This is a genomic window from Nonomuraea sp. AD125B (assembly GCF_041402765.1).
Taxonomy (GTDB): Bacteria; Actinomycetota; Actinomycetes; order Streptosporangiales; family Streptosporangiaceae; genus Nonomuraea; species Nonomuraea bangladeshensis.
This window is the reverse complement of record NZ_JBGLOU010000009.1, coordinates 1-13,784: the sequence shown is the minus strand read 5'-3', so window position 1 is coordinate 13,784 and position 13,784 is coordinate 1. Positions and strand designations below refer to the sequence as shown.

Genomic DNA, 13,784 nt, shown 5'->3' with positions numbered 1-13,784 from the left:
GAAGGGGACGAACCACATGGTGCGGGCGGTCCGCGGGGCGATCCAGGTGGACGCGAACGATCGTGACTCGATCATCGAGGGCACGACCGAGCTGGTCAGCGTCCTCATGGAGCGCAACCGGCTGACCACGGACGACGTGATCAGTGTGCTGTTCACGGCCACGCCCGACCTGACGGCGGAGTTCCCCGCGCTCGCGGCGCGCAAGCTGGGCTTCCACGAGGTGCCGCTGATCTGCTGCACCGAGATCGACGTGCCGGGCGCGCTGCCCCGCGTCGTACGGCTCATGGCCCACATCGAGACCGATCGCCCACGTTCGGAGATCCACCACGTCTACCTGCGGGGGGCCGTGGCGCTCCGCCAGGACATCGCCCAATAGGCCCCGATCAGGGGCGGCCCGAGACACCAGGACATCCAGATGGAACTACGCACCGTGCTCGTCGTCGGCACCGGTCTCATCGGCACCAGCACCGCGCTGGCGCTGCGCAGGCACGGCGTGCGGGTCCTGCTCGCCGACCGCGACCCCGGCGCCGTACGGCTGGCGCGCGAGCTCGGCGCGGGCGAGGAATGGACGCCGGAGGCCCCGCCCGAGGAGGGCGTGGACCTGGCGGTGATCGCGGTGCCCCCGGCGTTCGTGGCCGGCGAGCTGCTGGAGCTGCAGCGGCACGACGCCGCGCGCTTCTACACCGACGTGGCCAGCGTCAAGGCCGAGCCCATCGACCGGGCCCGGCAGCTCGGCTGCGACCTGACGTCGTACGTCGCCTCGCACCCGCTCGCGGGCCGGGAGCGGAGCGGTCCGGGCGCCGCCCGCGAGGACCTGTTCCTGGGCCGTCCGTGGGCGCTGTGCCCCACCGGGGAGGCCGATCCCGAGGCGAAGGCCGCCGTGCTGCGGCTGGTCGAGCTGTGCGGGGCCAACCCGGTCGAGGTCGGCGCGGTCGAGCACGACCGCGCCGTGGCCGTCGTCTCCCACGCGCCGCACGTCACCGCCTCGGCCGTGGCCGCGCGCCTGGCCGACACCACCGACGTCGCGCTCGGCCTGGCAGGACAGGGCGTCAGGGACGTCACCAGGATCGCCGGCAGCGACCCCGGCCTGTGGCTCGGCATCCTGTCCGGCAACGCGGCCCCGGTCGCCGAGGTGCTGGAGGCCGTCGCGCGGGACCTCACCGAGGCCGCGGGCGCGCTGCGCGCCCTGGCCGACGGCGACGGCACCGCCATGCAGGACATCACCCAGCTGCTCAAGCGGGGTGTCGTCGGGCACGACCGCATCCCGGGCAAGCACGGCGGGCCCGCCTCGGCGTACGCGGTGGTCCAGGTGGTCATCGGCGACCGTCCCGGGCAGCTCGCCCGGTTGTTCCAGGTGTGCGACGAGGTCGGGGTCAACGTCGAGGACGTCCGGCTGGAGCACGCGCCCGGGTTGCCGCTGGGCATCGCCGAGCTGTCCGTGCAGCCCGACGCCGCGGTCCCGCTCGTCGAGGCGCTGCGCGACCGGGGCTGGCAGCTTCCCTGACCCCGCCGGCGCCGTGGTGCCCCGGTGGGGTGCGCGGTGGGGTGCGCGGCGGGTGTCGGCGGCCCACCGCGCACGCTGGTCACCGCTCGGTCACTTCTTGGTGACCGCCTGGCTGACGGCGTTGGGGCCGTCGTACTCGCGGTCCGGCATGTCCTCCAAAGCCTTGACGATGTCGTCGTCCGCGCCGTGGTCACGGGCGGCCCGGACCAGGTCGTCCTTGCTGGCGGGGTAGTCCACGCCGCTCAGGTGCTTCTGGAGCTGGATCGGGTTCGGTGCTGTACTCATGTCGGCCTGCTGCCCGTCGTACGCGGGAGGTAACAGCGGGTGCCCCGAAGTCAGCCGCCGGCGCGTTCCAGCAGGCGGCGGTCGCGTTCGACGGATGGAGGGAGGGCGCGGCGGGCGGCCAGGGCCCGCGGCAGGCGGGGTACGGCCGTGCGCAGCCCCTCCCAGCCCGCCGGCCCCCGGCGCAGCGCGGCGAGGAACCGGCGGGCCACCACCGTCCACGGGCGGCGCAGCACCGCCGTGAGCACGGAGTTGCGCGCGGCCAGCACCTGCCGTCCCCGGGGGTCCCTGGACGGTGACGGATGGTGGTGGGCCACGACGTCGTCCACGTACGCCAGGCCCCATCCGCGCGCCGCCAGGTCCACCGCCAGCCGTTCCTCCTCGCCGAAGAAGAAGATCACGTCGTCGAACCCGCCCGCCTCCAGGAACGCCTCCCGCCGCACCACGGCGCCGCACGCCAGGAAGCCCAGCACGCTCGGCCCCGGCAGGTCAGGCTCGGCGCCGAGCGGCGAGTGCGCCATCCGCTCCGACACCGGGTCCAGCCGCTCCTCGGGGCCCACGAGCACGCGCGCCCCCAGGACCGCCAGCCGGGGGTGGGCGTCCAGCACGTCGGCCGCCCGTCCCAGCGCTCCCGGCGCCCACCAGGAGTCGTCGTCGGCGAAGGCCACGTAGGGCGTCTCCGCCAGGCGTACGCCGACGTTGCGGGCGGGCGCCCCCAGGTTCTCGCCCGCCTCGGCCACCTGTACGTCGGGGAAATGCTTGCGGACGAAGCCCACTGTCCCGTCGGTGGAGCCGTTGTCGACGAGGATCACCGGACGCGGGTGCCGGGGGAGCGAGCGGGCCAGCGCTCGCAGCCTGTCCTTGCTGGCCACCACGACCGTGACCCGGGCTTCGCTCACATCAGAGCACTTACCTGCCGAAACCCCCTTAGTCACTAAATGGCGGTTGATGAACCGGGGGAGGAGGGCGTACAAAGGACGGTAACAACGTTACCGAGAAGAAACGGCGTTACCAAGCATGGCGACCGCGTACCAGCAGGCACAGCGAGAAGGGCAGGACGTCGTCCGGACGGCGATCCTCGACACCGCCACGCACCTGCTCGTCACCGAAGGGCCGGGCGCGCTCACCGTCCGGCGCATCGCGGGCGAGGCCGGCTGCTCCACGAAGGTCATCTACACGCTGTTCGGCGGCAAGGACGGGCTGGTCGAGGCCCTGTGGCTGGAGGGGTTCGCCCGGTTCGAGCGCCGGCTGCGCGCCGCGCCGAAGAGCGCGCGAGGGGAGCGGCGGCTGCACGCCGCGCCCGAGGACGAGCACGACAAGAGGGGCGAGCACGGCAAGAGGGACGAGCACGGCAAGAGGGACGAGCACGGCAAGAGGATCGCCGTCGACGGCCCCCTCTCCGAACCGCCGGCCGATCCCTTGGCCGAGCTGCGGGCCGGGCTTGACGCCTACCGTGACTACGCGCTCGCCGAGCCCGACTACTACCGGGTCATGTTCCAGGGCGCGGTGCCCGGGTTCAGCCCGGGGCCTGAGGCGGTGGCGGCCGCGCGGCGCTCGTTCGAGCTGCTCGTCCACGCCGTACGGGCGTGCCTGGAGCACGGGCTGCTGCGGGGCGGCACCGCCAGGGAGATCGCCGACCTGCTCTGGATGGCCGTCCACGGAGCCGTCAGCCTGGAGATCACCGGTTTCTTCGCGGCGCCCGAGGCCGCCCGGCGCTACCGCGCCCTGTACGCCGCCGTGCTCGCCCCCTTCCTGCTGCCGCCCGACCTGCCCGACGACGAGCCGGGCGGCGAGTTTCGCGAACTGCCGTACGAGGAGTCCGTAGAGAGGACCGCGTCATGACCACCACCCCGTTCAGGGACGGCTTCGCACCCGTGACCGAGGAGATCACCGCCTTCGACCTGGAGGTGACCGGCCGCATCCCGGCCGTGTTCAACGGCCGTTTCCTGCGCAACGGCCCCAACCCGCTCAGCCTCGACGACCCGCACGCCTCCCACCTGTTCCTCGGCGAGGGCATGGTGCACGGGGTGCGGCTGCGCGACGGCCGCGCCGAGTGGTACCGCAACCGCTGGGTACGCAGCGCCGACGTCGCCCGCAGGCTCGGCGAGCCGGTCCGGCCGGGACCCGTGCACGCGGGCATGGACTTCGCGCCCAACACGCACGTCATCGGGCTGGCCGGGCGCACGTTCGCGACCGTGGAGGCGGGCGCGCTGCCGTACGAGCTGAGCTACGAGCTGGAGACGATCGGCAGCTGCGACTTCGGCGGCGGCCTGCCGGGCGGGTTCGCCGCCCACACCCACGCCGACCCGGTCACCGGCGAGCTGCACGCGGTGGCGTACTTCTTCGGCTGGGACCACCACCAGCACCTCGTCCTCGGCCCCGACGGCACGGTGCGGCAGGTGCGCGACATCCCGATCGCCGACGCGCCGATGCTGCACGACTTCGCCCTCACCGAGCGCTACGTCGTCCTCTACGACCTGCCGGTCACGTTCAGCATGGAGCACGCCCAGAAGGGCACACCGCTGCCGTACGCCTGGAACGAGGCCCACGGCGCCCGCATCGGGCTGCTGCCCCGCGCGGGCGGCGAGACGCGCTGGTTCGACGTGGAGCCGTGCTGGGTCTTCCACACGGTCAACGCCTACGACGACGGCGACGAGGTGGTGGTGGACGTGATCCGCTACCCCAAGAGGTTCGTGGACGCCCGGCTCGACGCCGGCGGCGCGCCCACCCTCGACCGCTGGCGCGTGGACCCGGCCTCCGGCAAGGTCTCCCAGACCCGGCTGGACGACCGCTCGCAGGAGTTCCCGCGCATCGACGAGCGGCGCACCGGCCTGCCCCACCGCTACGGCTACACCGCCGCCGCCCGCGAGCTGAACGACATCGTCAGCCCGCACGACACGGGGCTGGAGGACCTGCCGGACGAGGCGTTCGACAACACCCTCATCAAGCACGACCTGGTCCGCGGCACGCAGGAGGCCCGGCAGTTCGGGCGGGGGGCGTACGTCGGCGAGCCGGTCTTCGTCCCCGAGGGCGAGGCCGAGGACGACGGCTACGTGATGACGCTCGTCAACGACCCGGACAGGGGAGCGGCCGACCTCGTGATCGTCTCAGCCCGCGACTTCACCGGCGAGCCGGTCGCCACCGTGCACCTTCCCGCCCGCGTCCCGCTCGGCTTCCACGGGAGCTGGATCGCCGACTGAGCCGGACGCGGTAGCCTCTTCAGGTCGAGACACACGTCAAGAGGGAGAGGCCGTGACCGGTCTGGTCGTCGCCATGGACGGACCTTCGGGGTCGGGCAAGTCGAGCGTGTCGCGCGGGGTCGCCCGCGCGCTGGGCCTGCGCTACCTCGACACCGGAGCCATGTACCGCGCGATGACCTGGTGGATGCTCCAGCAGGGCGTCGACCTCGCCGATCCGGCCGCGATCGCGGCCCGCAGCGGCGAGCCGGGCATCGTCTGCGCCACCGACCCCGACGCGCCCGCCATCCACGTCGACGGCGTCGACGTCGGCGGGCCGATCAGGGAGGCCGAGGTGACCGGCGCGGTCTCCGTCGTGGCCGCCGTCCCCGAGGTGCGGGCGCGGCTGGTCGCACTCCAGCGGGAGGCCATCGGCGCCGGCGGCATCGTCGTCGAGGGCCGCGACATCGGCTCCGTCGTCTGCCCCGACGCCCCCGTCAAGATCTACCTGACGGCGAGCGCGGAGGCGCGTGCCCGCAGGCGCTCCGCCGAGCTGGCGGGCACCACGGTCGAGGCGCAGCAGGAGGCCATGGCCAGGCGTGACACCCTGGACTCGACGAGGAAGACCGACCCACTCTCGATGGCGGATGGCGCCGTCGAGCTCGACACCACCGCGCTCAGCCTCGACGAGGTGATCGCGGAGGTGTTGAGGCTGGTCAAGGAGCGCGCCTGATGACCATGTCAGGCGCGGTACTCACACAAAGGACGAAATATCGTGTCAACGGGGGACTGGGTCGAGGCAGAGCTCGACGACCTTGAGATCACCGAGCACGGCGACAGCGCTCCGCTGCCCGTCGTCGCCATCGTAGGACGCCCGAACGTCGGCAAGTCCACGCTGGTCAACCGCATCATCGGCCGCCGCGAGGCGGTCGTCGAGGACGTGCCGGGCGTGACCCGCGACCGCGTCACCTACGAGGCCAACTGGCGTGGCCGCCGCTTCACCGTCGTCGACACCGGCGGCTGGGACCCCGACGCCACCGGCATGAACCTGCGCATCGCCGAGCAGGCGCAGGTCGCCGTCGAGCTGGCCGACGTGATCGTGTTCGTGGTGGACGCCACCGTGGGCGCGACCGACGCCGACGAGATCGTGGGCGCCGTGCTGCGCCAGTCCGGCAAGCCGGTCGTGCTGGCCGCCAACAAGGTCGACAACCAGCAGCTCGAACTCGAGGCCGCCGCGCTGTGGGCGCTCGGCCTCGGCGAGCCCTACCCCGTCTCGGCCCTGCACGGCCGCTCCAGCGGCGACCTGCTCGACGTGGTGCTCGACGCGCTGCCCGACACGCCGCGCGTCACGTTCGAGACCCAGCGCGGCCCGGCCAGGATCGCGCTGCTCGGCAAGCCCAACGTCGGCAAGTCCTCGCTGCTCAACAAGCTCGCCGGCGAGGAGCGGGTGCTGGTCGACCCGATGGCGGGCACCACCCGCGACCCGGTGGACGAGCTGGTCGAGCTGGGCGGGCGCACCTGGCGCTTCATCGACACCGCCGGCATCCGCAGGCGCGACCGCGAGCTGCAGGGCGCCGACTTCTACGCCGCCATGCGCACGCGCGCGGCCCTGGAGCGCTCGGAGGTGGCGATCGTGCTGATCGACGCCAGCGAGCCGCTCACCGAGCAGGACCTGCGCATCATCGGTCTGGTCATCGAGTCGGGCCGGGCCATGGTGGTCGCCTTCAACAAGTGGGACCTCGTCGACGAGGACCGCCGCTACTACCTGGAGAAGGAGATCGACCGGCAGCTCGTCCGCACCCCGTGGGCGCTGCGGGTCAACATCTCCGCCAAGACCGGGCGGCACGTCGACCGGCTGGTCCCGGCGCTGGAGAAGGCGCTCGACTCGTGGTCCACGCGGGTGCCGACGGCGCGGCTCAACGCGTTCCTGACCGAGCTGGTGCAGCAGACGCCGCCGCCCGTGCGGGGCGGCAAGCAGCCGAAGATCCTCTTCGCCACGCAGGCGTCGATCGAGCCGCCGAAGTTCGTGCTGTTCACCTCCGGCTGGCTGGAGGACACCTACCGGCGCTTCATCGAGCGGCGCATCCGCGAGGAGTTCGGCTTCGCGGGCTCGCCCATCGAGGTCACCATGAAGATCAGGGAAAAGCGTCCCAAGAAGGACAAGTGACGGGCGCGGGCGCTTCCGGAGACCGGGAGCGCCCGCCCGTTTTTGCCCCGGAGGCCCACCCGGCCGTAGAGTGATCGGCAACACGTTGAGGGAGCCGAGTAGCCGCGGCCCCGCTCGGGTCCAGAGAGCCGCCGGAAGCTGTGAAGGCGGCCCCGAGCCCCGCGGCGAAGACACTCCTGAGTGCGGGGAGGAAATGCCCCGCCGGCCTGACCCCCGTCATCGGGTCCTCTTCGAGGCCGCGCCGCTCCGGCGGGGCGGCGAAAGTGCGGTGGCACCGGGAGCTCCCTTCTCCCCCGCACTCCCAAGGGATCACGCACATCCTGCAGAGGAGCTGTGATGATCTCTCGTATTCTGTCCGCTGAGCTCGCCGAGCACACCGGACGACGAGTGACGATCGCCGGCTGGGTCCATCGCCGCCGGCACCTGAAATCCGTGTCCTTCCTCGTGGTACGCGACCGCGCCGGCCTGGCCCAGGTGGTGACCGGGAGCGGCCTGCCGGGGGAGGAGAGCGTGGTCCGGGTCACCGGCACCGTGACCGCCCGGCCGCAGGCGCCCGGCGGCGTCGAGCTGACCGAGCCGGAGATCGAAGTGCTGGCAGAGCCGGGCGCGCCGCCTCCGTTCGACCTCTACCGGCCGGTGGTGCCCGCCGCGCTGCCGACCGTGCTCGACCACGCGCCGGTCGCGCTCCGCCACCCCCGGCTGCGGGCGCCGCTGGAGATCTCGGCCGCGAGCGTGGCCGGGTTCCGCGAGACGCTCGACCGGCTCGGCTTCACCGAGATCCACACCCCGAAGATCGTCGCCTCGGCCACCGAGTCCGGGGCGAACGTCTTCGGCATCGACTACTTCGGGCGGCGCGCCTACCTGGCCCAGTCGCCGCAGTTCTACAAGCAGACGATGGTGGGGGTGTTCGAGCGGGTCTACGAGGTCGGGCCGGTCTTCCGCGCCGAGCCGCACGACACCGCGCGGCACCTGGCCCAGTACACCAGCCTGGACGCCGAGCTGGGCTTCGTGGCCGACCACCGGGACGTCATGGCCGTGCTCCGCGAGGCCGTGGCGGGCATGCTGGCGTCGGTGCGCGACCGCGCCGCGCCGGCCGTCGAGCTGCTCGGCCTGACGCTGCCCGACGTGCCCGCCGAGATCCCGGCCGTGCACTTCACGGAGGCGCAGCGGCTGACCTCCTCCGGCGAGCCGGACCTGGACCCGGCGCAGGAGCGGTGGCTGTCGGAGTGGGCGCTGCGGGAGCACGGGTCGGAGTTCCTGTTCGTCACCGGCTACCCCATGACCAAGCGGCCGTTCTACACCCACCCCGACCCCGCCAGGCCCGCCTACTCCAACGGCTTCGACCTGCTGTTCCGGGGGCTGGAGCTGGTGACGGGCGGGCAGCGGCTGCACCGTTACGAGGACTACACGGCGGCGCTGGCCGCCCGCGGGGAGCCGGTGGAGCCGTACGAGGGGTATCTGCAGGCGTTCAGGTACGGCATGCCGCCGCACGGCGGGTTCGCGCTGGGCCTGGAACGCTGGACGGCCCGGCTGACGGGCGCGGCCAACATCCGCGAGACCACGGCCTTCCCCCGCGACCTCCACCGCCTGTCTCCCTGACCGGCGGCGCCCCGGCCCCGGTCAGCGGGTCTCCGCTGCCGGGGCCGGCGCGGGGACCCGCCCGGGGAGGCGGCGCGGCATGAGGAAGGCGGCCGCCGCGCCCGCCAGGCAGACGAACGCCGTCACGAGGAACATCTCGGTGTACTCCACGTGCAGCGCCGCCTGCACCTGGCCGGTGTACTCGGCGAGATGCCGCTGGTAGGTCGCCGCGTCCACGCCGAACGGGAGCGGCGTGTCCAGGTCGGCCGTGAGCGACTGGAACCGGTGGAACCCCCACGCCGACACCGCCGCGATGCCGACCAGCATGCCCATCATCCTGGCCACCACGACCGCCGCCGAGGCCACCCCGTGCTGGTCGGCCCGGCTGGCGCGCAGCACCGCCGACGACACCGGGGCGATCACCACGCCGAGGCCCAGCCCGGCCACCACCAGGGCGGCGTCCACGGCCAGGCCCGCCTCGGCCAGCCGCAGCGGCCAGCGGCTCATCAGCCCGTAGCCGGCCGCGGCGACCACCATGCCGGCCACCGCGACCACGCGCTCGCCCAGCCGGCGGGAGAGCACCCCGCCGAGCAGCGCGCCGACGGTCAGCGCGATCAGGAACCGGGCCAGGACGAACGCCGCGCCCAGCTCGTCCCGGTCGAGCAGCGTCTGCGCGGTGAACGGCACGAACACCATCGTGACCAGCAGCGCCGCCCCCGCGAGAAAACTCACGCCCAGCGTCGCCAGCAGCGGCCCCTTGGGGACGCCGGACAGGTCGAGGATGCGTACGGGGGAGCGGATCTCCCACCAGACGAAGACCCCGGCCGCCACCGCGCCCGCCGCGATCAGCGGCGCTCCCCAGGGCGGCAGGAACGCCTCGGCCGGGTCGGGGTTGTACAGGCCGATGACGAGCAGGGCCAGGGCGAGGGCCAGCAGCGCGCCGCCCACCGCGTCCACCCGCCGGGCCGCGCCATCCACTGGGCCTTCCACTGGGCCTTCCACTGGGCCTTCCACTGGGCCTTCCACTGGGCCTTCCACGGGACGGGCGGGCCGGCCGGGGACGGTGAAGTGGACCGCCACGGCCGCGAGCGCCGCCAGCGGCACGTTGACCCAGAAGATGGCGTGCCAGCCGCCCAGCTCCACGCCCGCCACCGCGAACGCCGGGATCTGCGCCAGCAGCCCGCCGTAGAGGGGGCCGAGCGCCGAGCCCAGCTCCTGCGCCGCGCCGACCGCGCCGAGCGCGACCGGCCGCTCCCGCTCCTCCCACAGGTCGCCGATGAGCGCCATCGTGATCGGCAGCAGCGCCCCGCCCGCGATGCCCTGCACGGTGCGCCCGGCCACGACCATCGTCTCGCCGGCCGCCAGCGCCGTCAGCACCGACCCGAGCGCGAACACCGCCAGGCAGGCGTGGATCAGCGGCCGCCGCCCGTAACGGTCGGAGAGCTGCCCGAGCAGCGGCATCGCCGCGATGTAGCCGAGCAGGAACCCGGTGACGATCGGCGTGGCCCGCTCCAGATGGTTGAGCGGCACGCCGACGTCCCTGGCGATCTCGATGAGGACGGTCACCACCACGTACGCGTCGAGCGCGGCCAGCAGCACCACCGCGCCCCCCGCGCCGAGCGCGACCCGGCGGGCGACGGCCATCATCCGGCGGGCGGCGTGATCGTGACCGGCGCGTCGTAGTCGCTGAACGACACCGTCACGGTGCCGCCGGGCAACGGCAGGCTCGCCTTGCTGAGCCTGCTGGTGGCCTGGTCGATCCAGACCTTGCCGTTCACGTCCTGCGTGACCCCCGGCACGATGTCCTTGACCACCTGGGCGGGGAACGTCGTCGCCACCCGGTAGGCGCCGCCCTCGACGCCCTCGACCTGCGGGTTCGTCGCCGAGGACAGCATCTTCGCGATGCCCTTCGTCGGCTCCAGGATCACCGACGGGTCGTAGAACTGCGCGAGCTGCTGCCTGGTCATCTTCTGGAAGCCGCCCGTCGGGCCCTTGAAGTGCACCGTGTCGCCGACGAGGGCGAAGGTGACCTCCTGGAGGTTGCCCAGGATGGAGATCGTGAGCGTGCCGTCGGCGTCACCGCCGGCGGTGAGCCTGCCGTCCGCCTTCTGCAGCGGCACCTCCGGCTTGCCTTCGGTGGCGATGGAGAAGGCGGCCGACTTGACCGTCGTCATGGCCTCGGCGGCCTTCTTCATCAGGTCCGGGCCGGCGGGCAGCTCGGCCTCGCCGCCGCCGCCACCCGACGAGCAGGCCGACGCGAGCGCGAGAACCGCCACGATCAGAAGTCTTCTGAGCATGAGCGGATCGTAGCGACCGGTGGCGGAGGCCGCGCGCGGTCGCGGATATCGGTTGGATGTCGGCCCGCGGCCAGGCGCGGGCGCGGTCAGCGCAGCTTCTTCAGCTGCTCCACGAGCGGCGCGTACGCCGCCTCGATCGCTTCGAGCTGCTCGTCGGTGAGCCGGTCCACGAAGTGCTCGCGCACGCTCGCCACATGGAACGGCGCCACCCGCTGGATGGTCTCCCAGCCCTCGTCCGTCAGCACCGCGAACGTGCCCCGCCGGTCGTCACGGCAGTCCTCCCGCTTGACCAGGCCCTTGGCCTCCATGCGGGAGATCTGGTGCGACAGGCGGCTGCGGGACTGGATGGTGGCGTCGGCCAGGTCGCTCATGCGCATCCGGCGGCCCTGGCTCTCCGACAGGTTGACCAGGATCTCGTAGTCGTTGAGCGACAGGGTGTGCTCCTGCAGCTCGCGGTCGAGCCGGTGCATGAGCAGCTTGTGCAGCGCCAGGTGCGTGCGCCAGGCACGCTGTTCGGCGGATGACAGCCAGCGAGGGGCGCTCATGATCTCAAGATTAGCGTACGTAGAGTGAACGGCATGGGGGAGAGGCCGGCGGAGAAGGGCGGGGAGAGCACCGGCACGGTGCTCGTGGCCGGGGCCGCGAACCTGGCCATCGCGCTGGCCAAGCTGATCGCCGGGCTGTTCAGCGGCTCGGCGGCCATGCTGTCGGAGGCCGCGCACTCGGCCGCCGACACCGTCACCGAGATCCTGCTGCTGGTCGCGATCCGCCGCTCGGGCCGGCCCGCCGACCGGCGTCGTCCGTTCGGGTACGGCAAGGCCGGGTTCGTCTGGGCGATGTTTGCGGCGGTGGCCACGCTCGTCGGCGGCGCCGGCTTCTCCGTCACGCACGGCGTGCACGTGATCAGCCGTGGCGAGGAGCTCGGCAACCTCGTCCCGTCCTACATCGTGCTGGCCGTCTCCTTCGTCATCGAGTCCCTGTCGTTCGCCAAGGCGTACGGGCAGCTGCGTGCCGAGGCGGCCCGCTACCAGCTCCATCCGGTGCGGCTGGTGCGGATCACCTCCGACACGGCGCTCAAGGCCGTGGTGTTCGAGGACGCGGCCGCGCTGGCCGGGCTGGTGATCGCGGGCGGCGGGCTGCTCGGCTCCCAGCTCACCGGGTCGGCCCTGTGGGACGGCCTGGCCTCCGTCGCCATCGGCCTGCTCCTGCTGCTGGCCGCGCTCACCCTGATCAGGGCCAACCTGTCGCTGCTCATCGGGCAGGCCGCGCCGCCCTCCGTGGAGACCGGGATCCGCGGGGTGCTCCTGGCCCAGCCGGAGGTCGAGGACGTCGTCGAGCTGCTCACCATGATGATCGGCCCTGGCGACGTGCTGGTCGCCGCCAAGATCGACTTCAGGGACGAGGCCAGCGCGGCCGGCGTCGAGATCGCCTGCGACGAGGTGGACCGGCGGCTGCGCCGGGAGTTCCCCGTCGTCAGGCTGGTCTTCCTCGACCCCACCCCGACCCGCCGCCCCTCCGGTTAGCTCACGTGCGGGATCGGCACGCGGCGGGCCGGGAGGTCCGTGACGACCGCCACCCTGATGTCCGGGCCGGCCGTCCACTCCAGCAGGTGGCGGCCGTCCAGGTCGTCGCCGCCGCTGTCGAGCTGGTCCAGCTGGTCGAGCGACAGCTCGCCCCGTTTGATCAGCGCCTCCTTACGGGTCCAGCGCCGCATCAGCTCGTCGTTGCCGGTGACCTCGGCCCGCTCGCGCGGGGTGAGCACGCGTTCGGCCAGCCCTTCGTCCAGCGGGCCCGGCGGCACCCGCTCGGCGTCCACGCCGACCTTGCCGGGGCCGGCCGCGGCGCAGACGTACCCGCGGGTGTGGCTGAGGCTCACGCCCAGCTCGGGGGCCTGCTCGACGTACGGTCTGCCGTGGCCGGGGCCGTGCACGTCGCAGATCTGCAGCAGCGTCAGCGCGGCCGGGTCGGCGTCGAGCGCGGCCGCCGCGCAGAGCCGGACGAGCAGGTGGGCGGCGACGAACGTGTCACGGTCCGCCTCGAAACGGAACCGCGCGGCGCGTTCGCGCTCCACCTCGGTGAGCCAGTGTTCGGGCGCGCGCACCTCGCCGGGGTGGCCGCCCATCGCCAGAGGGCCGATCGTCAGTCCTTCTTCTTGTCGTCGTTCTTGCCGTCGTCGAGTGCGTACTGGTCGTCCGAGGCGGCGCCGAGCACGGTGACGTCGCGGACCTTCCAGACGCCCTTCTCCTTCACAAGAGCGATCTTAAGGTGCGAATCCTTCACCGAGCGGATCGCTTCCGAGGTGTTCACCTGCTGATCGACGACGACGATCGCGTGCGCCGTGGCCTCGTCCACGTCGGCCAGGTAGACCTCGCGGACCGTGGCCTGGGCGACGGCCTTCAGCTTGACGATGACCTGCGCCATCGCGCCGCCGAACGCGGTGTCGTAGGTGGTGAGGAAGTCGCCCGTCGCCTGGGCGCTCAGGGTGGAGCGGGTGGACTGGAGGTCGCGGTAGTCGTAGCTCAGCAAGGACGTGCCGAACGCGCTCGCCGCGCCGGACACCTCCAGGCGCAGCGCCCGCTCGGCCTCCAGCGCGGTGCGGGCCTCGTCGGCGCGGGCGGCGGCGTACCACTGGAGGCCGGCGGTGGCGGCGAGCGCCACCACCAGCATGGCGGCCACCGCGCCGGCCAGCTTGGCGCGGACGACCCGGCGCCGCTTCCCGTCGTCACCGGCGGGCGTCCCTTGGGGGGAAGAGGGGGCGGGCGTCGCCTCGGACTCGGGGG

The 13,784-nt window shown here is 73.0% G+C and carries 15 protein-coding genes; 8 read left to right on the top strand and 7 right to left on the bottom strand.

Translation table 11 applies throughout. The features are described 5' to 3' along the window. Nucleotides 1-16 precede the first annotated feature (16 nt). Entirely contained in the window at nt 17-376 is a 360-nt protein-coding gene (gene aroH, locus ACBR40_RS23730; RefSeq protein WP_344205353.1) for a chorismate mutase, read from the top strand. Nucleotides 377-415: 39 nt separating this feature from the next. Beyond that, complete coding sequence (locus tag ACBR40_RS23725; protein WP_344205354.1) at nt 416-1,504, top strand: prephenate dehydrogenase; 1,089 nt, start codon at nt 416-418, stop codon at nt 1,502-1,504. A gap of 90 nt (nt 1,505-1,594) precedes the next feature. Here ACBR40_RS23725 and ACBR40_RS23720 read toward each other — a convergent pair whose 3' ends face one another. Together ACBR40_RS23720 and ACBR40_RS23715 are read right to left on the bottom strand one after the other, a co-directional pair. After that, nucleotides 1,595-1,789, bottom strand: a complete 195-nt coding sequence (locus tag ACBR40_RS23720) for a DUF2795 domain-containing protein (RefSeq protein ID WP_344205355.1) — start codon at nt 1,787-1,789, stop codon at nt 1,595-1,597. Nucleotides 1,790-1,839: 50 nt separating this feature from the next. Beyond that, a complete protein-coding gene (locus tag ACBR40_RS23715; RefSeq protein WP_371250145.1) occupies nt 1,840-2,685 on the bottom strand; it encodes a glycosyltransferase family 2 protein in 846 nt (281 codons plus the stop codon). A 118-nt stretch (nt 2,686-2,803) separates the two neighbouring features. On the opposite strand from ACBR40_RS23715, the gene ACBR40_RS23710 reads away from it, so the two are divergent. From ACBR40_RS23710 to aspS, 5 genes are all read left to right on the top strand, one after another. After that, nucleotides 2,804-3,628: a TetR/AcrR family transcriptional regulator gene (locus ACBR40_RS23710; RefSeq protein WP_371250144.1), complete on the top strand. Its 825-nt coding sequence runs from the start codon at nt 2,804-2,806 to the stop codon at nt 3,626-3,628. Next, nucleotides 3,625-4,986, top strand: a complete 1,362-nt coding sequence (locus tag ACBR40_RS23705; RefSeq protein ID WP_344205361.1) for a carotenoid oxygenase family protein — start codon at nt 3,625-3,627, stop codon at nt 4,984-4,986. The genes ACBR40_RS23710 and ACBR40_RS23705 overlap by 4 nt, the downstream gene beginning before the upstream one ends. Before the next feature lie 52 nt (nt 4,987-5,038). After that, the gene (cmk, locus tag ACBR40_RS23700) at nt 5,039-5,695 is read left to right on the top strand and encodes a (d)CMP kinase (protein WP_344205362.1); all 657 of its coding nucleotides are present in this window, start codon (nt 5,039-5,041) and stop codon (nt 5,693-5,695) included. A 42-nt stretch (nt 5,696-5,737) separates the two neighbouring features. Then, nucleotides 5,738-7,129, top strand: a complete 1,392-nt coding sequence (gene der / locus ACBR40_RS23695; RefSeq protein WP_364445406.1) for a ribosome biogenesis GTPase Der — start codon at nt 5,738-5,740, stop codon at nt 7,127-7,129. A gap of 336 nt (nt 7,130-7,465) precedes the next feature. After that, a complete protein-coding gene (gene aspS, locus ACBR40_RS23690; RefSeq protein ID WP_371250143.1) occupies nt 7,466-8,728 on the top strand; it encodes an aspartate--tRNA(Asn) ligase in 1,263 nt (420 codons plus the stop codon). A 21-nt stretch (nt 8,729-8,749) separates the two neighbouring features. Here the strand turns inward: aspS and ACBR40_RS23685 are convergent, their stop codons facing one another. From ACBR40_RS23685 to ACBR40_RS23675, 3 genes are all read right to left on the bottom strand, one after another. Then, nucleotides 8,750-10,354 (bottom strand): MFS transporter, encoded by a 1,605-nt coding sequence (locus tag ACBR40_RS23685; RefSeq protein ID WP_371250142.1) that lies wholly within the window; start codon nt 10,352-10,354, stop codon nt 8,750-8,752. Beyond that, nucleotides 10,351-11,004, bottom strand: coding sequence for an LppX_LprAFG lipoprotein (locus ACBR40_RS23680; protein ID WP_344205368.1), 654 nt, complete (start codon nt 11,002-11,004; stop codon nt 10,351-10,353). The genes ACBR40_RS23685 and ACBR40_RS23680 overlap by 4 nt, the downstream gene beginning before the upstream one ends. 86 nt (nt 11,005-11,090) lie before the next feature. Then, the gene (locus tag ACBR40_RS23675) at nt 11,091-11,549 is read right to left on the bottom strand and encodes a MarR family winged helix-turn-helix transcriptional regulator (protein ID WP_371250141.1); all 459 of its coding nucleotides are present in this window, start codon (nt 11,547-11,549) and stop codon (nt 11,091-11,093) included. Nucleotides 11,550-11,582: 33 nt separating this feature from the next. Between ACBR40_RS23675 and ACBR40_RS23670 the strand changes: the two genes are divergently transcribed. Next, a complete protein-coding gene (locus tag ACBR40_RS23670; protein ID WP_371250140.1) occupies nt 11,583-12,527 on the top strand; it encodes a cation diffusion facilitator family transporter in 945 nt (314 codons plus the stop codon). On the opposite strand, the gene ACBR40_RS23665 is transcribed toward ACBR40_RS23670, so the two are convergent. Both ACBR40_RS23665 and ACBR40_RS23660 read right to left on the bottom strand, forming a co-directional pair. Beyond that, nucleotides 12,524-13,126 carry a 4'-phosphopantetheinyl transferase superfamily protein gene (locus ACBR40_RS23665; RefSeq protein WP_371250139.1) on the bottom strand — a complete coding sequence of 201 codons (603 nt, stop codon included), beginning with the start codon at nt 13,124-13,126 and terminating at the stop codon, nt 12,524-12,526. The genes ACBR40_RS23670 and ACBR40_RS23665 overlap by 4 nt on opposite strands. Nucleotides 13,127-13,143: 17 nt before the next feature. Then, nucleotides 13,144-13,784, bottom strand: a 641-nt coding sequence (locus ACBR40_RS23660; RefSeq protein ID WP_371250138.1) for a hypothetical protein, incomplete at its 5' end; no start/stop codon positions are given.